The 24,054-nt window shown below is 61.4% G+C and carries 21 protein-coding genes; 11 read left to right on the forward strand and 10 right to left on the reverse strand.

Annotated elements, in window-relative coordinates:
- Nucleotides 1–6: 6 nt before the first annotated feature.
- On the reverse strand, nucleotides 7–1,131 hold the full coding sequence (locus PDMSB3_RS35505) for an ATP-NAD kinase family protein (protein WP_007178580.1): 1,125 nt from the start codon (nucleotides 1,129–1,131) through the stop codon (nucleotides 7–9).
- A gap of 102 nt (nucleotides 1,132–1,233) precedes the next feature.
- On the opposite strand from PDMSB3_RS35505, the gene gcvPA reads away from it, so the two are divergent.
- Complete coding sequence (gcvPA, locus tag PDMSB3_RS35510; RefSeq protein WP_007178581.1) at nucleotides 1,234–2,643, forward strand: aminomethyl-transferring glycine dehydrogenase subunit GcvPA; 1,410 nt, start codon at nucleotides 1,234–1,236, stop codon at nucleotides 2,641–2,643.
- Nucleotides 2,633–4,186 carry an aminomethyl-transferring glycine dehydrogenase subunit GcvPB gene (gcvPB, locus tag PDMSB3_RS35515; protein ID WP_165189564.1) on the forward strand — a complete coding sequence of 518 codons (1,554 nt, stop codon included), beginning with the start codon at nucleotides 2,633–2,635 and terminating at the stop codon, nucleotides 4,184–4,186. Before gcvPA ends, gcvPB begins: the two co-directional genes overlap by 11 nt.
- Nucleotides 4,187–4,289: 103 nt before the next feature.
- Here gcvPB and PDMSB3_RS35520 read toward each other — a convergent pair whose 3' ends face one another.
- Nucleotides 4,290–5,699, reverse strand: a complete 1,410-nt coding sequence (locus tag PDMSB3_RS35520) for an aminotransferase (RefSeq protein WP_007178583.1) — start codon at nucleotides 5,697–5,699, stop codon at nucleotides 4,290–4,292.
- Between the two features lie 183 nt (nucleotides 5,700–5,882).
- Here PDMSB3_RS35520 and PDMSB3_RS35525 point away from each other — a divergent pair, with 183 nt between their 5' ends.
- The 8 genes from PDMSB3_RS35525 to PDMSB3_RS35560 all read left to right on the forward strand — a co-directional run bounded on the left by PDMSB3_RS35525 (nucleotide 5,883) and on the right by PDMSB3_RS35560 (nucleotide 13,115).
- Nucleotides 5,883–7,340, forward strand: a complete 1,458-nt coding sequence (locus tag PDMSB3_RS35525; RefSeq protein ID WP_007178584.1) for an NAD-dependent succinate-semialdehyde dehydrogenase — start codon at nucleotides 5,883–5,885, stop codon at nucleotides 7,338–7,340.
- 65 nt (nucleotides 7,341–7,405) lie between these two features.
- Nucleotides 7,406–8,203, forward strand: a complete 798-nt coding sequence (locus PDMSB3_RS35530; protein WP_007178585.1) for an IclR family transcriptional regulator domain-containing protein — start codon at nucleotides 7,406–7,408, stop codon at nucleotides 8,201–8,203.
- Between the two features lie 171 nt (nucleotides 8,204–8,374).
- The gene (locus PDMSB3_RS35535) at nucleotides 8,375–9,130 is read left to right on the forward strand and encodes an SDR family NAD(P)-dependent oxidoreductase (RefSeq protein ID WP_007178586.1); all 756 of its coding nucleotides are present in this window, start codon (nucleotides 8,375–8,377) and stop codon (nucleotides 9,128–9,130) included.
- A 38-nt stretch (nucleotides 9,131–9,168) separates the two neighbouring features.
- Complete coding sequence (locus PDMSB3_RS35540; RefSeq protein ID WP_165189566.1) at nucleotides 9,169–9,936, forward strand: SDR family NAD(P)-dependent oxidoreductase; 768 nt, start codon at nucleotides 9,169–9,171, stop codon at nucleotides 9,934–9,936.
- Between the two features lie 191 nt (nucleotides 9,937–10,127).
- Nucleotides 10,128–10,931 carry a transporter substrate-binding domain-containing protein gene (locus tag PDMSB3_RS35545; protein WP_007178588.1) on the forward strand — a complete coding sequence of 268 codons (804 nt, stop codon included), beginning with the start codon at nucleotides 10,128–10,130 and terminating at the stop codon, nucleotides 10,929–10,931.
- Between the two features lie 102 nt (nucleotides 10,932–11,033).
- On the forward strand, nucleotides 11,034–11,708 hold the full coding sequence (locus PDMSB3_RS35550) for an amino acid ABC transporter permease (RefSeq protein WP_007178589.1): 675 nt from the start codon (nucleotides 11,034–11,036) through the stop codon (nucleotides 11,706–11,708).
- Nucleotides 11,708–12,454 (forward strand): amino acid ABC transporter permease, encoded by a 747-nt coding sequence (locus tag PDMSB3_RS35555; RefSeq protein ID WP_007178590.1) that lies wholly within the window; start codon nucleotides 11,708–11,710, stop codon nucleotides 12,452–12,454. The genes PDMSB3_RS35550 and PDMSB3_RS35555 overlap by 1 nt, the downstream gene beginning before the upstream one ends.
- Nucleotides 12,375–13,115, forward strand: coding sequence for an amino acid ABC transporter ATP-binding protein (locus tag PDMSB3_RS35560; protein ID WP_007178591.1), 741 nt, complete (start codon nucleotides 12,375–12,377; stop codon nucleotides 13,113–13,115). The genes PDMSB3_RS35555 and PDMSB3_RS35560 overlap by 80 nt, the downstream gene beginning before the upstream one ends.
- Before the next feature lie 33 nt (nucleotides 13,116–13,148).
- On the opposite strand, the gene PDMSB3_RS35565 is transcribed toward PDMSB3_RS35560, so the two are convergent.
- From PDMSB3_RS35565 to PDMSB3_RS35575, 3 genes are read right to left on the reverse strand one after another with little or no spacing between them, the layout of a single operon-like run.
- Nucleotides 13,149–14,285: an NAD(P)/FAD-dependent oxidoreductase gene (locus PDMSB3_RS35565; protein ID WP_007178592.1), complete on the reverse strand. Its 1,137-nt coding sequence runs from the start codon at nucleotides 14,283–14,285 to the stop codon at nucleotides 13,149–13,151.
- Nucleotides 14,286–14,322: 37 nt separating this feature from the next.
- Nucleotides 14,323–15,453, reverse strand: a complete 1,131-nt coding sequence (locus PDMSB3_RS35570; RefSeq protein ID WP_007178593.1) for an NADH:flavin oxidoreductase/NADH oxidase — start codon at nucleotides 15,451–15,453, stop codon at nucleotides 14,323–14,325.
- A 7-nt stretch (nucleotides 15,454–15,460) separates the two neighbouring features.
- Entirely contained in the window at nucleotides 15,461–16,402 is a 942-nt protein-coding gene (locus PDMSB3_RS35575) for a dihydrodipicolinate synthase family protein (RefSeq protein WP_007178594.1), read from the reverse strand.
- 419 nt (nucleotides 16,403–16,821) lie between these two features.
- Between PDMSB3_RS35575 and PDMSB3_RS35580 the strand changes: the two genes are divergently transcribed.
- Nucleotides 16,822–17,952, forward strand: a complete 1,131-nt coding sequence (locus PDMSB3_RS35580) for a porin (RefSeq protein WP_007178595.1) — start codon at nucleotides 16,822–16,824, stop codon at nucleotides 17,950–17,952.
- A gap of 79 nt (nucleotides 17,953–18,031) precedes the next feature.
- On the opposite strand, the gene PDMSB3_RS35585 is transcribed toward PDMSB3_RS35580, so the two are convergent.
- From PDMSB3_RS35585 to PDMSB3_RS35605, 5 genes are all read right to left on the reverse strand, one after another.
- Complete coding sequence (locus PDMSB3_RS35585) at nucleotides 18,032–19,222, reverse strand: NAD(P)/FAD-dependent oxidoreductase (protein ID WP_007178596.1); 1,191 nt, start codon at nucleotides 19,220–19,222, stop codon at nucleotides 18,032–18,034.
- Complete coding sequence (locus PDMSB3_RS35590; protein WP_007178597.1) at nucleotides 19,219–20,937, reverse strand: FAD-dependent oxidoreductase; 1,719 nt, start codon at nucleotides 20,935–20,937, stop codon at nucleotides 19,219–19,221. The genes PDMSB3_RS35585 and PDMSB3_RS35590 overlap by 4 nt, the downstream gene beginning before the upstream one ends.
- Nucleotides 20,938–20,989: 52 nt before the next feature.
- Entirely contained in the window at nucleotides 20,990–21,712 is a 723-nt protein-coding gene (locus tag PDMSB3_RS35595; RefSeq protein ID WP_165189568.1) for an SDR family NAD(P)-dependent oxidoreductase, read from the reverse strand.
- Complete coding sequence (locus tag PDMSB3_RS35600) at nucleotides 21,712–22,494, reverse strand: SDR family oxidoreductase (protein ID WP_165189570.1); 783 nt, start codon at nucleotides 22,492–22,494, stop codon at nucleotides 21,712–21,714. The genes PDMSB3_RS35595 and PDMSB3_RS35600 overlap by 1 nt, the downstream gene beginning before the upstream one ends.
- Nucleotides 22,495–22,610: 116 nt before the next feature.
- Entirely contained in the window at nucleotides 22,611–24,044 is a 1,434-nt protein-coding gene (locus PDMSB3_RS35605; RefSeq protein WP_165189572.1) for a diaminopimelate decarboxylase family protein, read from the reverse strand.
- Nucleotides 24,045–24,054: the final 10 nt, after the last annotated feature.

A 24,054-nucleotide genomic window follows, 5' to 3' on the forward strand; every position in this document is an offset into this window, starting at 1 on the left:
GAGTTTTCAGCAGGTCAACCGCATCACCATGCTGCGATTAGCCCCCGTGCGAATCCGCAACGGCCCGGCAAGCGCACGGTCCATGTCGGCGTCACCGGTATCCACGAACAGGCGGCCGTCCACAAGCGACAGCAGTTTGTGAACGCTCGCCACCGTTTCGATGCGTTGGCGCGGTACGCGCGCCAGCACGCGCGCGCTGATCGGCTGATTGCCGCGGCCGAACAGGCATCCCTGGCGTCCGATCACTCCCATTACGATCGACGCGGACGGCCATCTGTCCAGCAGCGTCAACAGCGTGGCTTCCGACGCATCGGCGGCCACGATCCTGCCATTGACGATCGCATCGACACCCAGCATCGTGCCGCGCACGCCAGCGCATTCGCAAAGCGTCGCCATCGTCGTGCCGGGACCAACGATATACAGCGTGTCTGGTGCAAATTCCGCCGCCAGTTGACGGCATGCCGCCTCGATATCCGCAAGACCGCTTTCGGGTAACTGCGCCTTGCTCGCCTGCATCCGCGTGCGGTCTACCGGTGCCAGCACATGTCCGTGCAGCCGCGATGACGCACGGTCGGCGCGCAATTGCGCTTCGTCGATATCGAGCAATTCGACGGGATGCACGTCGAATCGTCCAAGCGCGCACTGGACCGCCACTTCCCCGGCGCGCGCCGATGTCATGGCGAATACGCCCGAATACATCTTCACGCCACACGGAATGCCGATCATCGGAAAAGATGTCCCGACACTGGCGGCGACATCGCGCGCCGTGCCATCACCGCCCGCGAACAGGATCAGATCGGCTCCGGCAGCAATGAACGCGCGGCACGCCGCCGCCGTATCCGCCGAAGAACTCGGCGAACCAGCGGGCCACGCCACAACTCGTGCATCGAGTCCTGCAAGCCGGCAGGCGTCCTTGCCCATCGCGCCCGCCGCAGTGACCACACGGAAACACGCCGTATCCGCTGCCGCCCGCAGTCGCAGCAATGCGGGCAACGCACGCGTACCCGCCGCGAAGCAGGCTTGCCGCGCGCGTGCCTCGGCAACGGTCTGCGGCCCATCGCTTCCTTTGAGTCCGACCGCGCCGCCCACGCCGGCAAGCGGATTGATGACTATCCCAATGCAGATCGACACGTTCGCATCCAACCTTGCGACAACAAATTTATATGGTTATATTGTGCGCCATACAAACAAATGTGCGCAACTTAAATCAGGCGTGCATCACCGGAGTACCGCATGCGAAGTCAGCCGCATCCCTTCATGGCCAATTCCGTCACTGCGATCCAGCAGGAGATGCTGGACGCAATCGGCGCAAAGACCGTTGCGGAATTGTTCGAGCAGATTCCCGCTGATCATCTGACGAAGGCACCCCTCGATCTGCCGCCCGCGCTCCCGTCGGAAGCCGCACTCAGAAGGTATCTGATCGACACGCTCAGTCAGAACCGTCATTGCGAAAGCGAACTGAGTTTTCTCGGCGGCGGCTGCTGGCGTCATCACGTCCCTGCCATTTGCGACGAAATCGCGCGACGCAGTGAATTTCTGACCTCCGTTTGGGGGACGCCTTCGTCTGACCAGGGGCGCTATCAGGCATGGTTCGAGTTCTGCAGCCAGCTTGGCGAACTGGTCGATTGCGATCTGGTCGGCCTGCCCGTCTATACATGGGGTTGCGCGGCCGGCCACGCATTGCGCATGGCCTCGCGCCTCAACGGCCGGCGCAAGGTGCTCGTGCCGGAAGTGCTCGATCCCGAACGTCTGCTCGTGATTCGCAATTATTGCGAGCCGTCTGGGATGGCGCAGCATCTGTCGATCGTGTCGATGCAGACCGATCCCGCGAGCGGTCGCATCGATCTGGCGCAGGCCGCCGCGCAAATCGACGGGGACACGGCGGCGGTGTACATCGAAATGCCGAATTACTTCGGCATCCTCGAAGAAGATGCCGAACGGCTCGCCACGTTGGCACACGCTGTGGGCGCGGAAATGATCGTCGGCGTGGACCCGATTTCGCTCGGCGTGCTCGCGCCGCCCCCGTCTTATGGCGCGGACATCGTGGTCGGCACAACCCAGCCGCTCGGTGTACACATGTATGGCGGCGGCGGTCTGGGCGGCTTCATCGCGACCCGGGACGAAGAACGCTATGCGCGCGAATATCCGACGCTGCTCGTCAGCATGACCAGCACCAGTCGCGCGGGCGAAATCGGCTTCGGCCTGTCGCTCGCCGAGCAGTCTTCGTATGGATCGCGGGAGAACGGCAAGGACTGGACCGGCAACTCGGTCTACCTTTGGGCCATTGCTAACGCGGTCTACCTGTCACTGATGGGTCCGCAAGGCTTCGAGGACGCAGGCCGGCTCATCACTGCGCAGGCCCGCTATGCAGCGCAACGGCTCGCCGCGCTTCCTGGTGTGACGGTGCCGCTATCAGGCAGCTTCTTCAAGGAATTCGTCGTCGATTTTTCCGCAACGGGCCGCAGCGTCGCATCGATCAATCAGGCGCTACGCGCACGCGGAATTTTTGGCGGCCACGATCTGTCCGCGGAGTTTCCGGCATTCGGCCAGCGCGCGCTTTATTGCGTCACCGAGCTCCATGAGCGGCGCGACATCGACCGGCTCTTCGACACCCTTGGCGAGATCCTGAATCATGACGACTAAACCGGCCCTGCGCCGCTATCACGCCGCTGTCTGGGACGAACCGATCGTAATGGAAATGTCGTACAAAGGCCGCCGCGGCGTGCTGTTTCCCGAACCCGATCCCAGAGTTACCGCATCCGTCGGCCCGTCCGACCAGCTGATTCCCGCCGCGCTGCGCCGCGTGAAGCGTCCGGCGTTGCCCGAAATGTCCGAGCCCGACGTGCTGCGCCATTATCTGCATCTGTCGCAGCAGACGCTCGGCATGATGGGCATCTCGTTGTTCGGCACCTGCACAATGAAATACAACGCGCGCCTGAACGAAGCCATTACGTCGCGCGATGAAGTCGCCGAATTACATCCGCGCCAACATCCCGATACGCTGCAAGGTGCGCTGCACATCATCCATTCGCTCGACCTCGCGCTGCGCGAGCTGTCCGGCATGGACAGCTTCACGTTCCAGCCCGCTGGCGGCGCGGACGCGGCATACACACACGCATGCGTGACGCGCGCCTACCATGCGGCGCGCGGCGAACTGGAAACGCGCGACGAAATCATCACTACGATACAGTCGCATCCGTGCAATCCCGCGACTGCCGCCACGGCGGGCTTCAAGGTGATCACGCTGACGCTGGAGGAGAACGGCTATCCGTCGGTCGAGGCGTTGAAATCGGTCGTCTCGAGCCGCACGGCCGCATTGATGGTCAACAATCCGGACGACATGGGCATCTATAACCCGAACATCAAGGAGTGGGTGCGGATCGTGCACGAAGCAGGCGGCTTGTGCTTCTACGATCACGCCAACTTCAACGGGGTGATGAGTCGCCTTCGTGCGCGGGAACTCGGATTCGACGCATGCATGTTCATGCTGCACAAGACCTTCGGCGGCCCGAAAGGGGGCGGCGGCCCCGCAGTCGGCGCATATGGCTGCAGCAACGCGCTTGCGCCGTATTTGCCGGGGCCGCTCGTCGTCGAGCACGACGGTGCGTACCGGCTGGAGCCCGGCTCGGACATGAGCATTGGCCGCGTGCGTGAATTCTTCGGCAACATGCAAACGGTCATCAAGGCTTACGCGTGGGTACGCGCAATGGGCGCGCAAGGCATTGCGGCGGCAGCGGATATCTCGGTTCTTGCGAACAACTACATGACGCAGAAACTCACGCAAATTCGCGGCGTGACCTGCTCGCATCCACACGTCGACGCATGGCGGATGGAGATGACGCGCTTTAGCCTGGAAACCCTCGAACGGGAAACGGGCGTGACGGTGTTCGACGTGCAGAACCGGATGGTCGATTTCGGCATAGACGCATTCTGGCTCGCGCACGAACCGTGGATCGTGCCGCAGCCCTTTACGCCGGAAGCAGGCGAGATGTGGTCGAAAGAGGATATCGACACGTGGATCGCAGTACTTGAACAGATCTGCCACGAGGCTTACACCACGCCGGATATCGTCCGCAGCGCGCCGCACAATCATCCGGCGGGACGGATCGACGGCGGACCACTGGAAGACCCGTCACGCTGGGCGATGACGTGGCGCGCGCATCTGAAAAAACGGGCCACGCCGTGACCGGCGCTTCATAGTTCAGGGAGCGTCGCCACGCGTCCTCGTTGACCGGCGAAGCTGGCTAACGGTCCGCACACCAATCAATGGTTTGCGGACCGTACGCAGATCAGCCCTGCCAATGCCCTTCGGCCTTCAATTCACCGAATACCTGGTCGACCGCCTTGCGCGCACGTTGCACCATCTCGGCAATCTCCTCTTCTGAGATGACAAACGGCGGCGAGAAGGCAATGGAATCGCCGTCGGGCAAGCCACGCGTAATCAGCCCGCTCGCGAGCGCCGCCTTGGCCACCCGAACGCCCACCTTCAAGGCTGGGTCGAAACGCCTGGCCGGGTTGCGTGCAGCGACGAATTCCACCGCGCCAATCAGACCGAAACCACGCACGTCGCCCACCGCAGGATGGTCGGCGAAAGCCGCGCGCAGATACTGATGCATGATCTTGCCGCGCGAGCCCGCCTGCGCGACCAGTTGTTCGTCTTCGATGACCTTCAGGTTGGCGAGTGCCGCAGCCGCCGCGATCGGGTGACCGCTATACGTAAAGCCATGACCGAACACGCCGAGCTTGTCGCTGCCCGCCACAATCGCGCGCCACACCTTCTCCGAAACCAGGCACGCCGACAACGGCACATAGGCCGACGTCACGCCCTTGGCCACCGTAATGAGATCCGGCTTCATGCCCATTGCCTCCGTACCGAACATGGTGCCGAGCCGGCCAAAGCCGCAAATCACTTCGTCGGCGATCAGCAGCACGTCGTATTTGTCGAGCACTTTCTGGATCGCCGGGTAGTAGCCTTCCGGTGGCACAATTACACCGCCCGCACCCATCACCGGCTCCATGATCATTGCGCCGACCGTTTCCGGACCCTCCGCCAGAATCAGTTGTTCCAGGTCGTTGGCGAGCTTTGCCACGAATTCAGCGTCGCTCTGGCCGGGCTCGGCCTCCCAGAGCCGATGCGGCGCCGTCGTGTGCTTGATGAACGGGAGCGGCAAATCGAATCCGCCATGCAGTCCCGGCAAGCCGGTCATGCCGGCCGTCACCACCGTCACTCCGTGATAGCCGCGCCGCCGTGCGATGATTTTCTTCTTCAGCGGCAGGCCGCGTGCATTGTTGTAATACCAGACCAGCTTCACCTGCGTATCGTTCGCGTCCGACCCGGAATTGCCGAAGAACACCTTCGACATGGGCACCGGCGACATTTCGATCAGCTTCTGCGCCAGCAGAATCGGTGCCTCCGTCGACATCGAAGCGAACGTGTGATAGTAAGGCAGCTTCATCGCCTGCGCGTGAATCGCGTCCGCAATCTCGCGGCGTCCATAGCCGATGTTCACGCACCACAAACCCGCCATCGAATCGATGTAGCGCTTCCCGTGGTTGTCCTCCAACCACACGCCCTCGCCGGACACCATCACGAGCGGTCCATTGCGCTCGTGATCGCCCAGCGCTGTAAACGGATGAAAAAAGAATTGCCGGTCCAGATTGTTGAGGTCGGGCGCGTGGTCCGCCACGGGAAAACTCATGACTATCTCCAGGTAGGGAAGCTGCTTAACAGCCGAAAAACAGCAGACAGGGAATCGCATCGCGTCGATTCACTGCAAATTTATTTAAATAAATTTGTGCGCATTGCGTCATTTTGGGCGATATGAGAACATAAATCAACGAATGGAAAAAAACGTTCACGCCCAACCAAGGAAATTTCAACGATGCTGAAACTCAACGATCCGAGCCTGCTCAAGCAAGCGCTGTATCTGAATGGCGAATGGATCGAGCAGACAGGCAACGGGTTTATCGAAGTCATCAACCCGTCGACCGGCGCAGTGGTCGGCAAAGCGCCGAAAGCGAGCCGCGCAATGACGGCGGACGCAATCAGGAAAGCCCACATAGCGCTCCCCGCGTGGAGTGCGCGCCCTGCGGCAGAACGTTCGCAAATCATCAAACGTTGGTACGAGCTGATCGTGGCGCATGTCGACGATCTCGCCCGGATTCTCACCGCCGAGCAGGGCAAACCGTTCGCCGAGGCACGCGGCGAGATTCTCTATGGCGCGGCGTTTTTCGAGTGGTACGCGGAAGATGCCAAGCGCCTGCACGGCGAGGTACTCCAGGCTCCGACGGCAGGCCGCCGCATGCTCGTGCTACGGCAGCCGATCGGCGTGTGCGCCGCCATCACACCGTGGAATTTCCCGATGGCGATGATCCCGCGCAAAGCTGCCCCAGCACTCGCCGCCGGCTGCACAATGGTGCTCAAGCCTGCCAGCGCAACGCCTTTTTCAGCGCTCGCACTGGCCGAACTCGCGCATCGTGCCGGGCTGCCCGCTGGCGTGTTCAGCGTGCTGACGGGCGCGGCATCGGAAGTCGGCGACGAACTCGCAACCCATCCGCTCGTACGCAAGCTCACGTTTACCGGCTCGACCGAAGTCGGCCGTTCGCTGATGCAGAAGGCGTCGGGCACGATCAAAAAGGTGGCGATGGAACTGGGCGGTAACGCACCGCTGATCGTTTTCGACGACGCGGATATCGATGTCGCCGTAGCCGGCACGATCGCGTCCAAATTCCGCAATATGGGTCAGACCTGCGTGTGCGCGAATCGGATCTATGTGCAGGGCGGCATTCACGACCGGTTCGTCGAAGCGTTGACGCGCGCGGTGAACGCGCTCAAGGTTGGCGACGGCTTCGACGCGGACGTCACCCAGGGTCCACTGATTGACGACGACGCGGTCGCAAAGGTCGAAGAACACGTTGCGGACGCGCTCGCTCAAGGCGCGACGATCGCGGCGGGCGGCAAGCGGCACGCCCTGGGCCGCTCGTTCTACGAACCAACCGTGCTCACCGGCGTGACCCAATCGATGAAAGTCGCGATCGAGGAGACGTTTGGCCCAGTTGCGCCGATCTTCCGCTTCGAAACAGAAGCGGAAGCAGTAACGGCTGCCAACAACACGGAATTCGGCCTCGCCGCTTATTTTTTTACTCGCGACAATGCGCGCGTGTGGCGCGTCAGCGAAGCGCTGGAATGCGGGATTGTGGGCGTCAACACGGGCGCGACTTCCTTCGAGGGCGCCCCATTCGGCGGAGTCAAGGCATCTGGCGTAGGTCGCGAAGGATCAAAGCACGGCATCGAGGAATTTACTGAACTCAAATATGTGTGCATTGCGGAAGTCTGCTGATAAACTTTACGTAATGCAGATTTTGTGCGCCATGCGCCCACTGCAACTACTTAAAGGGGAAGCATATGGCCGCATACGAGACGGCTTTGGAGGACGACGACGAAGTTCGCGATCGCGATTACGTCGGCTCGTTCGCTCGTGGACTGGAAGTCATCAAGGTATTCAACCGGCACACGCCGCGGCGCACGCTGAGCGAAGTAGCCGAGGCGAGCGGCATGACGCGCGCCACGGTCCGACGCTTTCTGCTCACGCTCGTACGCGAGGGCTATGCGGAGACCGACGGCAAGTACTTCAACCTGAAGCCGAAGATTCTAGAGATCGGTTTTTCGGCGCTATCGTCCATGAACATCTGGGACATCGCCCAGCCGATCATGAACGCGCTTTCGGCGAATGTGCAGGAATCGTGCTTTGCCGCGGTACTCGACGGCGACTCGGTGATCTACGTGGCGCGGGCTACATCGAACCGGATCATGAATGTCGGCATCTCCATTGGCAGCCGCACGCCCGCGCATTGCGTGTCGACCGGGCGCGTGCTCCTCGCCGCACTGCCGGATGCCGAGTTTCACTCGTATCTGGAAAAGGCGAAGCTGCACAAATTCACGCCGAATACGGTGACCTCGAAGGTGAAGTTGCGTGAACTGGTTGAAGAAACCCGATTGCGCGGCTGGTCCATCGTCGATCAGGAACTGGAAATCAGCCTACGTTCCATTTCAGTGCCGATTCGCGACCGCGACGGCAAGGTCGTGGCTGCGCTCAACGTCTGCTGTCCGGCCGAGCGCGTGACACCACAGGACATCAACAGCCGGATCCTGTCAGCCATGCTGGAGGCGTCGAAAGATATCACCCGGGCGTTGCAGGCCTAGGCCGCCGCAAACCTGAAGCAGCACCCGAACGGCACGCCTTGCGTGCCGTTTTTTTATCCATTTTCGCAAGTTCCCATCCCCTTTTTTAATGACGCGATGTTTACATAGCGAACTTTTGTGCGCTAGTATCAATGGCAATCTCGAAAGAGATATCCATTGGAGCCATCGTTCATGCAGTCGTCATTGAAGGGTAAGGTTGTACTGGTCACCGGAGGCGCGCGCGGCCTGGGTCATGCTGTCGCGACCGCTTTCGCTCAGGCCGGCGCGGTCGGTGTCGTTGCAGATTTGCCTTCGGCGTCGCGAATGCTACCGCCCGACGGCATGGTGGCTCTCGACTGCGACGTCACCTCGGAGGCAAGTGTCGCCGCCTGCGTCGCGGCAACAGTGGAACAGTTCGGCCAGCTCGATGTCGTGATCGCCAATGCCGGATTGGTGCCCGGCTGGCGCACCACCGAAGCCCTCGATTTCGATGAATGGGATCGGGTAATGGCGGTGAACGCGCGCGGCGTCGCGCTCACGCTAGCCAGAACGGCCAAGGCGTTGAGCGCCACGCGCGGATCAGTGGTTGTCATGGCTTCGATCAATGCGTATGCGGCGCATGCACGCCAGATGCTTTACACGGCGTCGAAGCACGCCGTGCTTGGCATCGTCCGCTCCGCGGCGCGCGATCTCGGTCCGCAAGGCATTCGTGTCAATGCACTGGCACCCGGACCGATCGCAACCGAGGCGCTGCTCGAACGCGTCAGATATCGCGCCAGTGCCGGCGGCGCGCAAGCGGATGTCGCGCTACAGGAACTCGCGAACGGCAATGCGCTGAGACGTCTCGCTACCGAGGCCGAGGTTGCCCAAGCCACGCTGTTCCTGGCCTCCGATGCCGCCAGCGGCATCACCGGCGTGCTGCTTCCCGTAGACGCGGGCCTTCAGTAATCCGCCGCGGTTTGTCTTCCTCAACTCGGGTCATCTCTATGTTCAGTCTGGAAAACAAGACCGTGCTCGTGACGGGCGCGTCCAAAGGCATCGGCGCGGCCATTGCCGGCGCGCTGGGCGCGGCGGGCGCTCACGTCATCGCGCATTACGGCAGTGACCGCGCGGGCGCCGAACAGGCATTGGCCGACGTACCGCCAGCGCGCAAGCATTTCGTGCAGGCAGACCTGCACGATCTGGCGGCCACCGAAGCAATGTGGGACGACGCCGAGGCCTGGCGCGGCAAGATCGACGTCTACGTCAATAACGCAGCCATCATGCTGTGGCACGGCGGCTTCGGCGCGGACGACGCGACCTGGGACGCTGTCTGGGAAGACACGCTCGCCGTCAACGTGCTCGCCCCGGCCAGGCTGATCCGGCGTGCGGTCCGGCATTTCCTTGAGCAGAGCGGCGGCGTGCTCGTCACCATCTCCAGTTGGGCAGCGCAACGCGGTGTGACCAACCCCGACACGATCGCCTATGCGGCCTCCAAAGCAGCCGTGCGCGCCATGACGCAAACCGTTGCCCGCGCGCACGCCCGCGACGGCTTGCTCGCTTACATCGTGGCGCCAGGCGTGGTTCGAACCCAGATGTCCGAGGCATTCGCAGCGACCCAGGGGGGCGAGGAGAAGATCACCGCATCACTCGCGATGGGCGAGTGGGTGCCACCGGACGACATCGGCAATCTGGTCGCTTTTCTGGCGAGCGGCACGGCGCGCCACCTGAGCGGCGCCACGCTCGACGTCAACGGCGCGAGCTACGTCCGGTAGTTTCTCGCGCAAGCGTTAGTAAGGAATTTTTGAGAACATAAGTGCGCCTTGCGCACATTTTCTTTGACAGCGTATTTTGATGAGCCCACAATTTTTTCGTGGACAGCCAGGCAAGGCCGACCGGGGCGACGGCATCCGGACTATGGCGCCTGCCACCCGATTTCCCACTTGCCCCTTCCGGAGAGTTCTCAATGTTTAGAGCAGTATTTCTCGTGCTGGCTGCGGTTGTCGCAACGATGACCGCACAGGTGGCCGAAGCCCGCACGCTCGATCAGATCATCAAGAGCGGCACCATTCGCATCGGCGTGAACCCGAACTTTCCCCCCATGAGTTCGTACAACGCAACGAATCAACTGGCCGGCTTCGATATCGACGTTGGCAACAAGATTGCCAGCACGCTGAATATCAAGGCGGAATTCGTGCCGACCGAAGCCGCGCAGCGTGTGCCCTTTCTCGTATCTGATCGTATCGACATCTCGTTAGGTGCACTGACCCGCTCCGCCGAGCGCGCGCAGTTGATCGATTTCACCGTGCCGTTGCACACGGAGTCGATGTCCGTGTTAACGACCAGCAAGATCAAGGCAACCAAATGGACGGATCTGAATTCACCGTCCATCACGTTGGTCGACATGCGCGGCAACTGGTCGGTCGATTATGTGAAGGACAAACTGCCTAAAGCGAAGATGCTACTGGTCGAATCGATTGCGGATACCGTGCGCGCGGTCGCACAAGGACGCGGCGACGCGATTGTCGAAAACATCGACTTCTTCCAGAATTTCACCAAGAACTATCCGAATATCAAGTGGCGTACGCTGAACGACCCGATCTTCGTCAATTACGACAGCATTGGCGTTTCGAAAGGCAATTCGACATTGAAGGACTATCTGAACGTGGTGCTGTTCGACCTGCACTCGTCGGGTTTCGTCAACGATACCTGGCAAAAGGCGTATGGCACGCCCATGCAGAAGCCGATCGTACCGAACCCGTACTTCTGAGTTTTTGAGCCGGGGCCGCTGGCACGGACAGCCGCGCGGCGGCCACATCCTGCATGACAGCGCGTGCCTGCAAAGGCACGCCGTCATTTGTTCTGGATTGCCATGACCTACACGCTTCAATATGCCGATGTGCTGCGCCAGTTACCGTATCTGGCAACCGGTGCGGTTCTGACGCTCGAGATCGCCTTCGTTTCATTCTGGCTCGGGTGCCTGATCGGTCTTGCCGGTGCGCTCGGCAAGCTGCACGGTGGCGCGCTCACACGCCGCGCGATCGGTCTTTACGTGGTTGTGCTGACGAATACGCCAGCCCTCGTGCAGATATTCTTTCTGTTCTACGCGCTGCCGGACGCCGGCATCACCCTTTCGCCAATGGCCGCCGTTCTGATCGGCCTCACGCTGAACTCCGGCGCTTACCTCACGGATATCTTGCGCTCGGGCATCAGTTCAGTGCGCACGTCTGAACTGGAAACCGCAGAAACGCTCGGTATGTCGCGCCTGCAAACGGTTCGCTATGTGATCTTGCCGCACGTCGCCAAGACCATCTACGCGCCGCTGTGCAATTTTTTCATTTGGCTCGTGCTGGGCAGCTCGATCGGTTCCATTTTCGGCGTGGAAGAATTGACCGGCCGCGCGATCAACATTTCCAGCGCGAACATGCGCACGATCGAAACCTTCTCGGTCGTGGCCGCCATGTACGTCGCACTGACGTTCGTTGCGTCGATCGCGCTCGCGCTGACCGGCCGCTACGCCTTCCGTGTCAAAGCGAGGATCTTCTGATGCTCGATCAAATCGCTGCACAAGTCCCTACGTTTTTCACCCGCTTCACGCTCGAGTTCCTGCTCGAAGCAATGGGCCGCACGCTCGCCATGACTGCGCTTGGATGCGGCGTCGGCATCGTACTCGGCACACTGATCGCTGTTATCCGCTATACGAAAACGCGTCTGCTGGCGCCGGTGCGTATCGTACTGACGATGCTGGTGGAAGTGTTCCGCCGTATTCCGTTTCTGGTGAATCTGTTTATTGTGATGTTCGCCTTGCAAGGCTTCGGCTCCGAGGTTTCGCTCTTCACGATTGCGACCGTTTCCATTTGCATCGTCGCTACCGCCTTTCTGTCCGAGGTGATTCGCGCCGGACTCGAATCGGTTCCCCGGCAGCAGATCGAAGCGGCCGAGGTGATGAACCTCGGTTTTACGCGTACGTTGTTCCTCGTGCTGCTGCCGCAATCGTGGAAAGTGATTCTGCCGCCTGCCTTCGCCTTCATGGTGATGTTCATCAAGGACACTTCGCTGGCCTCGCAAATGGGCGTGGTCGAACTGACCTTCACCGGCAAGGTGTTGATGAACCGCGGCTTCTCGCCTTTTCTCGTCTACGGTGCGGTGCTTGCCGCCTACTTTATTCTGTCCTACCCGTTAAGCCGTCTGGGTGCCTATCTGGAGAATCGCCTTGCCTCACCTCGCAGTCGAAAAGCTCTCAAGCGCATACGCTCAGCAACAGGTTCTCCGCGACATCACACTCTCGGTTGAACGCGGTGAAGTCATCAGCCTGATCGGACCGTCGGGTTCGGGGAAGAGCACGCTGCTGCGTACGCTGGTCGGATTGATGCCGCCCACTGCCGGCCGGGTCGTGCTCGACGACGAGCCGCTCAATTACTCGTCGCGCAAGAGCGTTCGCGCTGCGCGAGACAAAATGGCGATCGTGTTCCAGCAATACAACCTGTTCCAGAACATGGACGTAATGCGCAACGTCACGCTGTCGCCTCTGAAGATCAAGAAGCGCGCACGCGATCAGGTGGAAAACGAGGCGAAGGAACTGCTTCGCCGCGTGGGCCTGGCGGATAAACACCGTAGCTACCCGGACGAACTCTCCGGCGGCCAGCAACAGCGCGTTGCCATTGCGCGGGCGCTGGCGCTGAAACCCGAATTGCTCTTGCTCGACGAAATCACCGCCGCGCTCGACCCGGAACTCGTGAACGAAGTTCTCGACACCGTGCGCACACTGGCGAGCGAAGGCATCACGATGCTGCTCGTATCGCATGAAATGTCGTTCGTGCGCGAAGTGTCCACGCGGGTGGTGATGATGGACAAAGGGCAGATCGTCGAAATCGGCACGCCGGACAAGATCTTCGGCAATGCCAGCGAAGCACGTACGCGGGACTTCGTCGGGAAGATTCTGCGGCATCACTAAGCCGGCTGTGCGCCGGCTCGCATGCCTGAGAAATCAGGCGCGCGCCAGCAGGAATGGCGCAAGGTCGACATCGAAGGGCGCCGGTTTGTCTTGCACCAGACTCGCTATGATCCGTGCGATAGCCGGCCCTGCCGTAAAGCCCATCCACGGAAAGAAATTGATGAAGAAGCCAGGCGTGCCCGGCACTTCGCCAAGAATTGGCTTCCAGTCGTCGGTTCCATTCACCACCGCTGCCCACGTGCGAATCACGGACAGCGCGCCGAGCGCCGGCACTGCAGCCAGCGCGACCGCCATATTGCGTTCCAGCGAGTCGGGGTCGGTACTCGGATGACCGCGGCTGTGCCAGCGCGCCGGCCAACCGCCGCCAATCAGAATGGAGCCGGCCTGATTCTGTTTGAGGGTGAGTTTGTCGCCGGCTGAATAGACGAGGTGTGGGATCAGCGGCGCGACGCGCTCCGTCACGGCAACCTGAATCGCGAATCCCTGCACGTCGATGGCGATACCGAGCAGCGATGCGATCTTGCCGGCGTCGGCGCCTGCCGCATTCACCACGCGCCGCGCCCGGAATGCCCGGTTGCCGGCGAACACCTCGAAGCCCTCGCCGCTACGGACAATCCGTGTCACCGCGACATGGCGCTCGAACACCACCCCGTGCGTGCGCGCAGCGCGCGCATAAGCGAGCGTGGCAGCAAGCGGGCTCGCTTTGCCTTCGTCGGGACAGAACGCGCCGCCGACAATCGCATCGGACAGATACGGCGCGAGCGCTTTGACTTCGCCCCGGTCGAGCAGACGGATTTCGAGTCCTTGCGAGCGCTCCACTTCTGCTTTTGCCGCAATCGACGCCATCTGCGATTCGTCGGTCGCAACCAGAAGCCCCCCCTTCAGCGACACTTCCAGATCAGCGTCGAGCTCGGCCGGCAAACCGCGCCATACGTCGATAGAACGGTGCAGCAGGCCAATGGTCGGCGCAAACGTTCTGGCCCATTGCGGCCCGCGATTGACGAACGGATCATGCGGAATCTGTGCGTGCAGGCTGCCGGCATTCGACCCGGACGCTTGCGTATTCAACTCGCTGCGCTCCAGCACGGTTACGGCAACGCCGTCACGGGCAAGGTAATAGGCAGTCGCGCAGCCGGCGAGACCGCCGCCGATCACAATGACATCGTTCATCGGTTCGACAGGTGGAGTGTTGGGAAGACGCGACGGATTACTTCGTCACGGCATCGGCAGAAAGCATGTTACGCCGCGCCAGGAAGAAGGCGAAATTCCTGGGCAGCACTTCGTGCGGAAAAGGATGGCCCAACGCCCGCGCGGCGCGATACACGAAGTTGGGATCAGCCAGCAACTCGCGCCCAATCGCTACAAAATCGGCTGACCCGTCGCTGATAATCCGGTTCGCCTGCTCAGGTTCGGTGATCAATCCCACCGCCATTGTCGCCATTCCAGCCTCGCGACGAATCCTTTCGGCGTACGGCACTTGATGTCCCGGCGCCTCTGCGCGAATCGACCGCGCGACGGGCCCGCGAATGCCGCCCGACGAACAGTCGAGCAGATCGATGCCGATGTTTTTCAGCCGCCGCGCCAGCTCGACCGTTTCGTCGAGCGTGACGCCACCCGCGCTTTCGTCCACGCAGGATGCGCGATACCACACCGGCATGGCCTCCGGTACAGCCTGCCGCACCGCGAGCGCGGCTTCCAGCGCCAGGCGCGCGCGATTGTCGAACGCGCCGCCATAGCGATCCGTACGGTGATTCGCCAGTGGCGACAGGAACTCGTGCAACAGATAGCCGTGCGCGCCGTGCAACTCGACAAAATCGAGTCCGGCTTCGACCGCCCGCCGCGCGCTCGCCGCGAACGCGGCAACGATGCGCGCAATACCGGCTTCATCTAGCGCCACGGGGATCGGCCAACCGTCGGCGTGCGCCAGCGCCGACGGCGCAATCGCGGTCCAGCCGCGCGGCGGCACTGCTTCCGCGAGCGGTCCCGCGCCGTCCCACGGGCTAGCCGAACTGGCTTTGCGCCCGGCGTGCCCGATCTGCACGCCAAGCGGGATACCCTGATCGCGATACAGCCCGGCCAACTGACGGAAACCAGCGATCTGGCCGTCGTGCCATAGGCCGAGACAGCCCTCGCTGATACGGCCGTCGCGTTCAACGGCCGTTGCCTCGATCAGCGCACCTCCCACACCGCCGAGCGCAAAGCGCGCGTGATGCGCAAGATGCCACGCGCCGACCTGACCTTCGACGGCACGGTATTGACACATCGGCGACACGACGATCCGATTGGCGAAAGTCGTGCCTCGCGAACTGAACGGTGTGAACAGGCTGATCTCGCGCATGGTGGGCTCAGGCCTTTTGTGCCGCGCAGCGCGCGACATAGGCGTTGATGTCGTCGAGGATCGACACGATCTTCGCGCGCCGTTGAATGCCTTCTTCACCAAGCGCGGAAAACGTCGTGAGTGGAGGACGCACATCGCCGACCGGATAACCCTGCGATGCCGCCAGCGCCTTCGAGTAGCACTGATGCCCATAAGTCGGATGACCTTCCGCGATGATCCGGTCGAAACTGCCAATCATCTTCTGGATGGTCTTTGCCTCTTCGATGTCGCCTTCGACCAGCGCATCCCACATACGCGTGGAGGCTTTCGGAATGTAGTTCGCGTACGGATTGACATATCCGACCGCACCGAGCAGGAAGCTTTCCACCGGCCGTTCGCCCGCGAAGACGTTCATCACGCCGTCGGTGGCCTCGATCACGTCGTAGACACGCCCTACGTCCATACTCGCTTCCTTGATGTAGCGCACGTTGTCGAATGCACGGGTCAGACGCGCCACCAGTTGCGCCGACATGTCGACATTGGTCGTGACCGGGTTGTTGTACAGCATGATCGGCAGCGACGTGGCTTCGGAAATCGCCCGGTAGTATTCGAAGATTTCATCTTCGGTTGGCGTGTAGTAATACGGTGGAACAATCATGTATCCGTCCACTCCGAGCGCTTCCGCTTCGCGGGTGTAGCGCACCGCGTTGGGTGTCGACGCGTTCATCGTACCGACCAGCACGTCCATTCGCCCTGCAACGTGCTTGACCGTGGCCTCTACATATTGCGTGCGTTCTTCGTCCGTGATCGTCAAAAACTCGCCCGTGGTGCCAAGAATGATGACACCGGGGGAACCCGCTTCTATCTGCCAGTCGAGAAAACGCTTGAGCGCCTCTATATCGATCGACTTACCGTCCGCTGTGAACGGCGTAACGGTCACGCCGTAACTGCCTCGAAAAACTTTACACACGTAGCTTTCTCCAATTTACTCGTTGAACTTCAGAGCGCCATGCGCACAATTGTCACACGCCGAATTTGATGATCTTCCTGCTTTTCATAAAGCCTGCAACGTTGCCATCGTCCCGAACCTCGCCCTATATCGGTAATTTTTGTCGTCTCTCATCACTTTATGACGCGAAAATTACCTAAATTTCATAAAAATCCCACAATCATTTTTGTTCACATGGCGCCTGAATGTTAGCATGGCGCACGTTTTGTCACAAAGCACCTGCATCGAAATTCCCAACTTGCCGTGTGCTGTGGCGACCGCAGAACGTGCAAACCACGTGTGCAGGTAGTTCGACCCAGTCAACCGCTTCGCACCTGCTGCGAGGCATCTGGTTCGCACTACCAATTTCCAGCAGTATCAATTCAGGGGAGTTGAGCGGCATGAGGACTATCAGACGGATCGCTGCGCTTGTCGGCGTTGCGGCAACGGGTTTGGCTCACGCACAAAGCAGCGTGACGATGTACGGCGTGATCGACGTAGGCCCCACATTCGTCAGCAACGAAGGCGGCGCACACAACATCAAGATGGACGACTCGATCGCGTCGGGCAATCGCTGGGGCTTGAAAGGAACGGAAGATCTGGGTGGCGGACTGCAAGCGATTTTCACCCTTGAAAACGGCTTCGACGCGTTAAATGGCACCTTCCGTCAAGGTGGTCGCGAATTCGGCCGTCAGGCATGGGTAGGCCTGCAAAACAAATACGGTTCCATTACGATGGGCCGTCAATACGACCTGATTTACGATTACACCGCCATCTACGCGATGAGCGCCTGGGCAAGCGGTTACGCGACTCACCAGGGCGATCTGGACCGCATGGGCTGGGAACGCCTGGACAACGTCATCAAGCTCAAGAGTGCCGATTTCAACGGATTGCAAGCCGGCGCATTGTATTCGTTCGGCAACGTGCCGGGCAGTTTGCATGAAGATAGTTCGTGGTCTTTTGGCGGACAATATAACCATGGTCCGTTCTCCGCCGGCGTGGTCTATCTGCGCATGAACAACCCGAATGGCTCGAATGCGATAGACCCGTATGCGTCAATGGGCGTCTCCAGTTTCCTCGGCCAGACTACCGCAACGCGCGACCCGTCCACCGGCCAGGTCACCGACCTGTTCTCCAGCACAGCGATGCAGATCGACAGTCAGAGCGTGCTAACGGTCGGCGCGAGTTACATACTGGGGAAGGTCACCTACGGACTTGCGTATTCGGATGTCTGGTTCAAGGGCTTCGGCCAGACCGCGGTGCTACGCACGTATGACGCGGGTGCCTCGTGGCAGGTCACACCTTCGTTCAACGCCTCGGCAGGTTACTTCTATTCGACCCTGGACGGACACCACTACAACGAAGCCAGCCTCGGCTTCGACTACAACTTCTCCAAGAGAACCGACGTCTATTTGCAAGGCTCTTATCTGCGTGCTTCCTCGGGCGTCGATGCTGTGCAGGGCTACCTGTTCACGCCGTCGACCACCAGTACGCAGACAAGCGTACGTATTGGTCTGCGTCACCGCTTCTGATGTGAAAGCGCCGTACGGCTCGTCGAGCCGTGCGGCGCTGGTTGTGGCCCGAAGTTTCGCTGCGGATGAATCCAGTGTTTTATTGTCCAGCCAGCGCCCGCAACTCTTCCTCTTGCAGACGCATTGGCGAATAAGGCTGCATGTCGACACCCGGATCGCGGCCCGTCATCAGATCGGCGACCAGACGGGCGGTGAGCGGCCCAAGCGTATAACCGGCGTCGCCAGGAATAGCCGCATGCAGTCCCGGCAAACCCGGCATCTCGCCCAGCACACCGCGCCCGTCCACCTTCGAATTCAGACCGGCCCACGTGCGGATGATCTGCAACTGCGCCAGCGACGGCACCATGTATTGCGCCAGCGAAACGTTCCCAATCAGGCTCGCCGGATCAACCACAGGATAATCCGATCCGGGTGCAAGTTTCGCGGGCCAGCCACCTCCGATCACAACTTGCCCGGTAGACAACTGCTTGAGCGTGATCGAACGCTCCGCATGCTGCACCAGATGCAGGATCAGCGGCGGCGCGGCCTCGGTGATATTCATGTGCAACGGCTCGGGCTCCACCGGCAGGAAAGCGCCCACGCTATCCATCAACGCACGCGCACCGGGACCAGCCGCAACTGCGACCTGCCGCGCCTGGAGCGAACCCAGCGTGGTGGCAAGCGTGAACCCCGGAGAGATGGCACACAGTCGTTCGACCTTGCATCGGTCGACGATCGTCACGCCCAGACGGACCGCCCACGCCCGCACCTGTGCATTGCAGCGGAGGGGGTTGAGCTTGCCTTCGTTGGCGCACAATTCCGCACCGTATGCGGCTGGACCGAGATAAGGCGCGATACGCTCGAGATCGCCCCGTTCGAGCAACTCGACCGACAAACCCAGTTCGCGCTCACGCCGACTCTTCGTCACGAGAAATTCGAATTGCTCGGGCGTCTCCGCAACCATCAACCCGCCAGAGACTTTCATTTCGAAATCGGCGCCGATATCGCGCTCGAATTCCCGCCAGTATTCAACTGCTCTGGGATAGAGCGGCAACTGCTGTTCGAAACCGGCCACGCGCTGCGGAAAGAGCCGCATGAAGCGGCTTTGCATCTGCACGTGCAGGCTGCCGGCATTAGCTGTCGAAGCCGAAGATCCGCCCGCATCGATCAACGTCACCGCACGGCCGCGCTGCGCAAGAAAGCCGGCCAGACACAAGCCGACAATACCTCCGCCGATCACTGCGACATCGGTTTGACGGCATGGCAATTCGTCTATCCGGATGGGGCTCATGATCCGCTGCCGCGCCCGCTCAGTTCCGCAATCGTTACCGGCTTGACCGGCACGCGTGGGGCAAAACCAGACATCTCGTCACGCGAGCGGCCAAAGCGTTCGCACACGATCTCATCCAGCACAGGCGCGCAGTAGCGGCCCTGACAGCGTCCCATGCCGATACGCGTGCGTCGCTTGATCGCGCCGGCTGTGCTGAGACCTTCGTCGAGCGCCGCATCGAGCTGAGCGAAAGTCACTTCCTCGCAGCGGCAAATCACCGTGTCGCCACAACGCTCCCTGGGTGCTGTCAGCGGGCTCGCGTAGACGTTCCAGAGCGCGTGCTGGAAGCGGCGCTGTCTGGCCAGTTCATTGACCGCGCGGGCACGTTCGTGCATCAACGTTTCGGCGGGCGCATGGCCCAACGCGGCAGCCACCGCTGCACCGACGACCACGCCCTCGGCAAGCGCCGCTTTCGCACCGCCGAGGCCCGTGCAGTCGCCGAGGGCATACACGCCCGCGATGCTCGTCAGACCTGTCTCGTCGCGGCGCGTCGCCAGTTGCCGTCTGCGCGGATCGAAGTCATGCACGCAGCCCAGCGCGCGGAGCAGTTCGTTGGCCGGCTCGAAGCCGTAGCCGAGACACACCACGTCCACTTCAATGCGCTGAGTCAGCGTCGCGCCCGAAACATGCGCCAACGTCACGGAAAGTCCACCGGCAACTTTCTCGATCGACTCGATCACCGTGTCGTTGACGATACGCACGCCATGTCGCTTTACCGTTCGCAGATAACCGACACCTTCGGCGACGAGCGCAGGGGCAGCAAGACCCATAGTCAGCAATGAATCGAGCGAGCCGAGGCCAGGCGCGGGTGCCGCTTCCACCACCGCCGCGACGCTCGCCCCGCCGCTCAGCAACTCCGCCGCCAGTTGAAGATTCAACGGACCATTTCCCGCGATCAGCACGCGCTGGCCGGGCAGGCGCCGCGACGTGCGCCACAAGGTCTGCGCGGCGCCGGTCGTCATGACACCGGGCAGCGTCCAGCCCGGCACCTGCCAGCCGCGCTCATACGCGCCGGCTGCCACGATGCAGGCGGCGGGACGAAAACGAATGGATCGCCCCCGCACCGTCGCAATAAATTCCTTCGGTTCGAACGCGCCCCAGACCGGCGCGTCGGCAATAATCTGGACGCCTGCCTTGCGGGCCGCATCTATGAGTGCCGCACCGCGCCGATGTTGCGCGTCCGCCGGCAACACGCCCTGCTCCGATACGCCGAGCTGCTTGTAGTACTGGCCGCCGGCCTGACTACGCTCATCGAGCACGGTTACGCCGACACCCGCGCGTTGCGCGAAGAGCGCCGCCGATAATCCGCCCGGTCCTGCGCCAATCACCAGTAATTCGGGCTCGCGCAACTCGGGTTCGTCCGTGCCGGTGAATGCGCCTGACACATTCACGCCGGCGGATGGAGATGGCGCGATCAGCGGTCGCCCATGCGCGCCGCGCCGTACGCTGATCGGTTTTTCGATCTTCGTCATGCAGGCGCGCCGATTGGCGACGCCGTCCACTTCGACCAGGCAATCCTGACACACGCCCATTCCGCAAAAGACGCCGCGCGGCTGCCCCGATGCGGTAGTTCGAAAATCTTGCACGCCGTGGGCGGTTAGCGTCGCCGCGAGCGTTTCGCCGGGCCGCGCGCGCAACGTCGCACCTTCGAACTCGATAGGAATGGTTTGGGTCATGATCGATCAGCGCATATGCCGGGATGCGTCCGGCAAGAGAAAGCGGCCTGTTTCAAAGCGACGGCTCCAGGCGGGTGTTCAGCACGAGTTCCGCCACCGTTGCATTGTTCGGCAGCGACAACAGGAAGGCGATCGTATCAGCAACCGTTTCCGGATCCAGCCGGTCCGCCGCTGGGCTCGCGCTTGCGAATGTCGCGATCAGCTCGGTGTTGACCGCGCCGGGACATACCGCTGTTGCGCGCACGCCGCTATCCCAGCCTTCGAAACGCGCCGCGTGCGTCAGCGCCATCACTGCATGCTTGGTCATCGAGTAGCCGATGGAATCCGTGGGCCGGTAGCGCTTGCCATCGGTCGAAGCAATGTTGATGACCCGGCCCCGGCCGCTCAATTTCAGGGCGGGCATGGCGGCGCGAATCGCGCGGTACGGACCCTTCACATTGACTTCCCACATCTGGTCGAGCGCGCTTTCATCGCCGCGGTCGAACGTGATTTCGAGCAGGATGCCGGCATTGTTGATCAGTGCGTCGATCTGGCCGAAGCGTTCGAGCGTTGCTGCGACCCATGAAGTGGCCGAGGCCGCTTCAAACGCGTCGTAGTGCGCAATCAGCACGCGTGCGGTATCCGCCGCCAGCGCCGGGGCGATCTTCGTGGCGTCGCGTACGCCGAGCGACAACGTATAGCCTTCGTCATATAGACGCACCGCGATAGCGGCGCCGATGCCGCGCGATGCGCCGGATAGCATCACGACGCGTCCCTCCGTTTCGACTTGCGCCATCAGAATAGCCCTTGATAAACGCCGCCGTCGTTGACGATATTCTGGGCGGTCATGAAACCGTTCTGCGCGCTGCACAAAAACGCGATCAGGTCGCCGCATTCTGCCGGATCGGCAAATCTGCCGGCTGGGCAATGACGCAAGCGGTCTTCGACGATCGCTTCGAAAGTCGTGTTGCCGCGCGCCGCGTGACCGTGCAGATTGGTGATAAGTGCGTCGGTCTCGAACAGGCCCGGACATACGCTGTTGATAACCACGTTCCGCGCAATGAGTTCACGCGCCATTGCGGCAATCGCGCCGGTCAGCGCGAGGCGCGCTGCGTGACTGGGCGCAAAGCCAACCTGCGGAAACTTGATGAAGCTTACCGACATATTGACGATCCGGCCAAAGCCACGCGTGGTCATGCCCGGCACGACGGCACGGATCAATTCGAGTGACGAATAGAAGTGAGCTTCCATCCAGCCGTCCCACGCCTCACGGGTGAGCGTTCGGAAGTCGTCCGGCACCTGGCGAATACCGGGATTCGCAACGAGGATATCCACGACCCCCGCTTTCGCCAGCACTTCAGATCGGCCTTCTGCCGTGCCCAGATCGGCGCTCACCGTTTCGACTTTCACTCCTGTTTCGTCGATAAGTTGTTGCGCGGCCACGCGGAGCGTCTCATGCGACCGCGCGACCAGTGTCAGGTCCACGCCTTCGCGCGCGAGCGAGCGCGCCGCCGCGAATCCCAGCCCCTTGCTCCCGCCGCATACCACCGCGCGACGTCCTCTGATTCCCAAATCCATACCATCTCCGCTAGCCGGCGCACCGTGCGTCGGCCTATCTCCTGTTGAGCCGCGCGGCGGCCCGCTTATCGAACCGTCCCGCTGCAGCCTCCCGTTGCACCCGTAAGTAACGTGGCCTATTTCTCCGGCTTTGCGAACGAGGCCGCCAGGAGGCGCGGAGGCACCTTGAAGCGCCCCGCTACATCACGCCATTGCTCGCGCACGGTCGTGACCTCCGCGGTATCGCCCGAGACCAGCACCGTAGCCGGCAACAATTGCGCGTTGTAGCGCGCTGCGCCGGACTCCGTGTATCCGCCGGCATCGAGAAACGCTACGAAGTCGCCCCGCTCGAGCAACGGCATCACCCGGTCCGCACCAACTTCATCGGAATTGCAGAGCGGACCGACCAGATCGACATGGTCGTTCGCCTCACGCCCCGTGTCCTTGACCGCGACTGCGTGGTAATACCAGTCGAGCGCGGACGCCCACGAAAGATGATTCGTCGACAAGTCGAGATTCACCCACTTCTTCGACGCGCCCTGTTTGATCGCCCCTACCTGCCCAACAGCGACGCCAGACGGCCCCGATATCGCCCGGCCCGGTTCGATACGCAGCTTGGGCAGCGGCAATTTCAGCCGCTCCGCTTCTTCACGGATCGCCGCACCGCACAAGCGCCCGTAAATGTCCGGCGTCGGCGCCGCGCTGTCGTCGATCTGCGAACGCGGCCCCGTGCCATACCATTTCCCAAAGGTCCAGCCGCCGCCAATATCGATGCATGGTGGCGTCCAGCCCGTTTCGTCGCGCAGGAAGCCGGACCAGACGATCATTTCGCGTGCCATGATCGCGAAATTTTCCGGATCGTTCGACATGCGGCTCAGGTGGAAATGCGTTTCCTTCAGTTCGATATTCGCCATCTTCTGGGCGCGCTTCACGATGTCGACTGTCTGCTCACGCGTCATGCCCCACTTGGTGGAATCGCTTTGTTCCTTGAGCGTGCCGGGACCGTGCATCGCCACGCCCGTGCGTCCGGCAAGCGGCAGCAAGTCGAGCTTCAAACGGATGCCGATTGCGACCTTCCTGCCAAGCCGCTTCGATATGACGTCGATACGGTCCAGTTCGTCCATTGCGTCGATGTTCACGCAAATGCCGTTGGCAATCGCCATCTCCAACTCTTCGTCCTGCTTGTTCGATCCGTTCAGCACGAGCTTTTGCGGATCTGTGCCGGCCAGCAACGCTATATACATCTCGTTCACGCCGAAACAATCACCGCCAGCGCCTTCCTGATTGAGAATGTGGCGGATCGCAAGACCGTTATTCGACTTGTTCGCAAACAGGATTTCGACCTGCGGATAGTGAGCAAGGAAACCGTCGCGAAACGCACGATAGCGGTCGCGCAATTCGTTTTCGGAAATGATGTAAAGCGGCGCACCGTGCGTTTCCGCGAGTGCCTGCACATCGCATCCGTCGACCCACAGATTGCCGTTTGCGCCAATGCCGATGTATTTGCCGTACTGGACGGAAAAGCCACAGGGGTTGGCATCCGTCTTCGGTTGCGTTTGATGTTGCGTCATTGTTCTCTCC

Source organism: Paraburkholderia dioscoreae, assembly GCF_902459535.1.
Classification (GTDB): domain Bacteria; phylum Pseudomonadota; class Gammaproteobacteria; order Burkholderiales; family Burkholderiaceae; genus Paraburkholderia; species Paraburkholderia dioscoreae.

Coding starts and splice junctions, on each gene's coding strand:
- PDMSB3_RS35525 (WP_007178584.1), top strand. CDS start 5,883: ATGCTGAAACTCAACGATCCGAGCCTGCTCAAGCAAGCGCTGTATCTG.
- PDMSB3_RS35555 (WP_007178590.1), top strand. CDS start 11,708: ATGCTCGATCAAATCGCTGCACAAGTCCCTACGTTTTTCACCCGCTTC.
- PDMSB3_RS35590 (WP_007178597.1), bottom strand. CDS start 20,937: ATGACCCAAACCATTCCTATCGAGTTCGAAGGTGCGACGTTGCGCGCG.
- gcvPA (WP_007178581.1), top strand. CDS start 1,234: ATGCGAAGTCAGCCGCATCCCTTCATGGCCAATTCCGTCACTGCGATC.
- PDMSB3_RS35535 (WP_007178586.1), top strand. CDS start 8,375: ATGCAGTCGTCATTGAAGGGTAAGGTTGTACTGGTCACCGGAGGCGCG.
- PDMSB3_RS35520 (WP_007178583.1), bottom strand. CDS start 5,699: ATGAGTTTTCCCGTGGCGGACCACGCGCCCGACCTCAACAATCTGGAC.
- gcvPB (WP_165189564.1), top strand. CDS start 2,633: ATGACGACTAAACCGGCCCTGCGCCGCTATCACGCCGCTGTCTGGGAC.
- PDMSB3_RS35600 (WP_165189570.1), bottom strand. CDS start 22,494: ATGGATTTGGGAATCAGAGGACGTCGCGCGGTGGTATGCGGCGGGAGC.
- PDMSB3_RS35595 (WP_165189568.1), bottom strand. CDS start 21,712: ATGGCGCAAGTCGAAACGGAGGGACGCGTCGTGATGCTATCCGGCGCA.
- PDMSB3_RS35565 (WP_007178592.1), bottom strand. CDS start 14,285: ATGAACGATGTCATTGTGATCGGCGGCGGTCTCGCCGGCTGCGCGACT.
- PDMSB3_RS35545 (WP_007178588.1), top strand. CDS start 10,128: ATGTTTAGAGCAGTATTTCTCGTGCTGGCTGCGGTTGTCGCAACGATG.
- PDMSB3_RS35585 (WP_007178596.1), bottom strand. CDS start 19,222: ATGAGCCCCATCCGGATAGACGAATTGCCATGCCGTCAAACCGATGTC.
- PDMSB3_RS35540 (WP_165189566.1), top strand. CDS start 9,169: ATGTTCAGTCTGGAAAACAAGACCGTGCTCGTGACGGGCGCGTCCAAA.
- PDMSB3_RS35570 (WP_007178593.1), bottom strand. CDS start 15,453: ATGCGCGAGATCAGCCTGTTCACACCGTTCAGTTCGCGAGGCACGACT.
- PDMSB3_RS35550 (WP_007178589.1), top strand. CDS start 11,034: ATGACCTACACGCTTCAATATGCCGATGTGCTGCGCCAGTTACCGTAT.
- PDMSB3_RS35530 (WP_007178585.1), top strand. CDS start 7,406: ATGGCCGCATACGAGACGGCTTTGGAGGACGACGACGAAGTTCGCGAT.
- PDMSB3_RS35605 (WP_165189572.1), bottom strand. CDS start 24,044: ATGACGCAACATCAAACGCAACCGAAGACGGATGCCAACCCCTGTGGC.
- PDMSB3_RS35580 (WP_007178595.1), top strand. CDS start 16,822: ATGAGGACTATCAGACGGATCGCTGCGCTTGTCGGCGTTGCGGCAACG.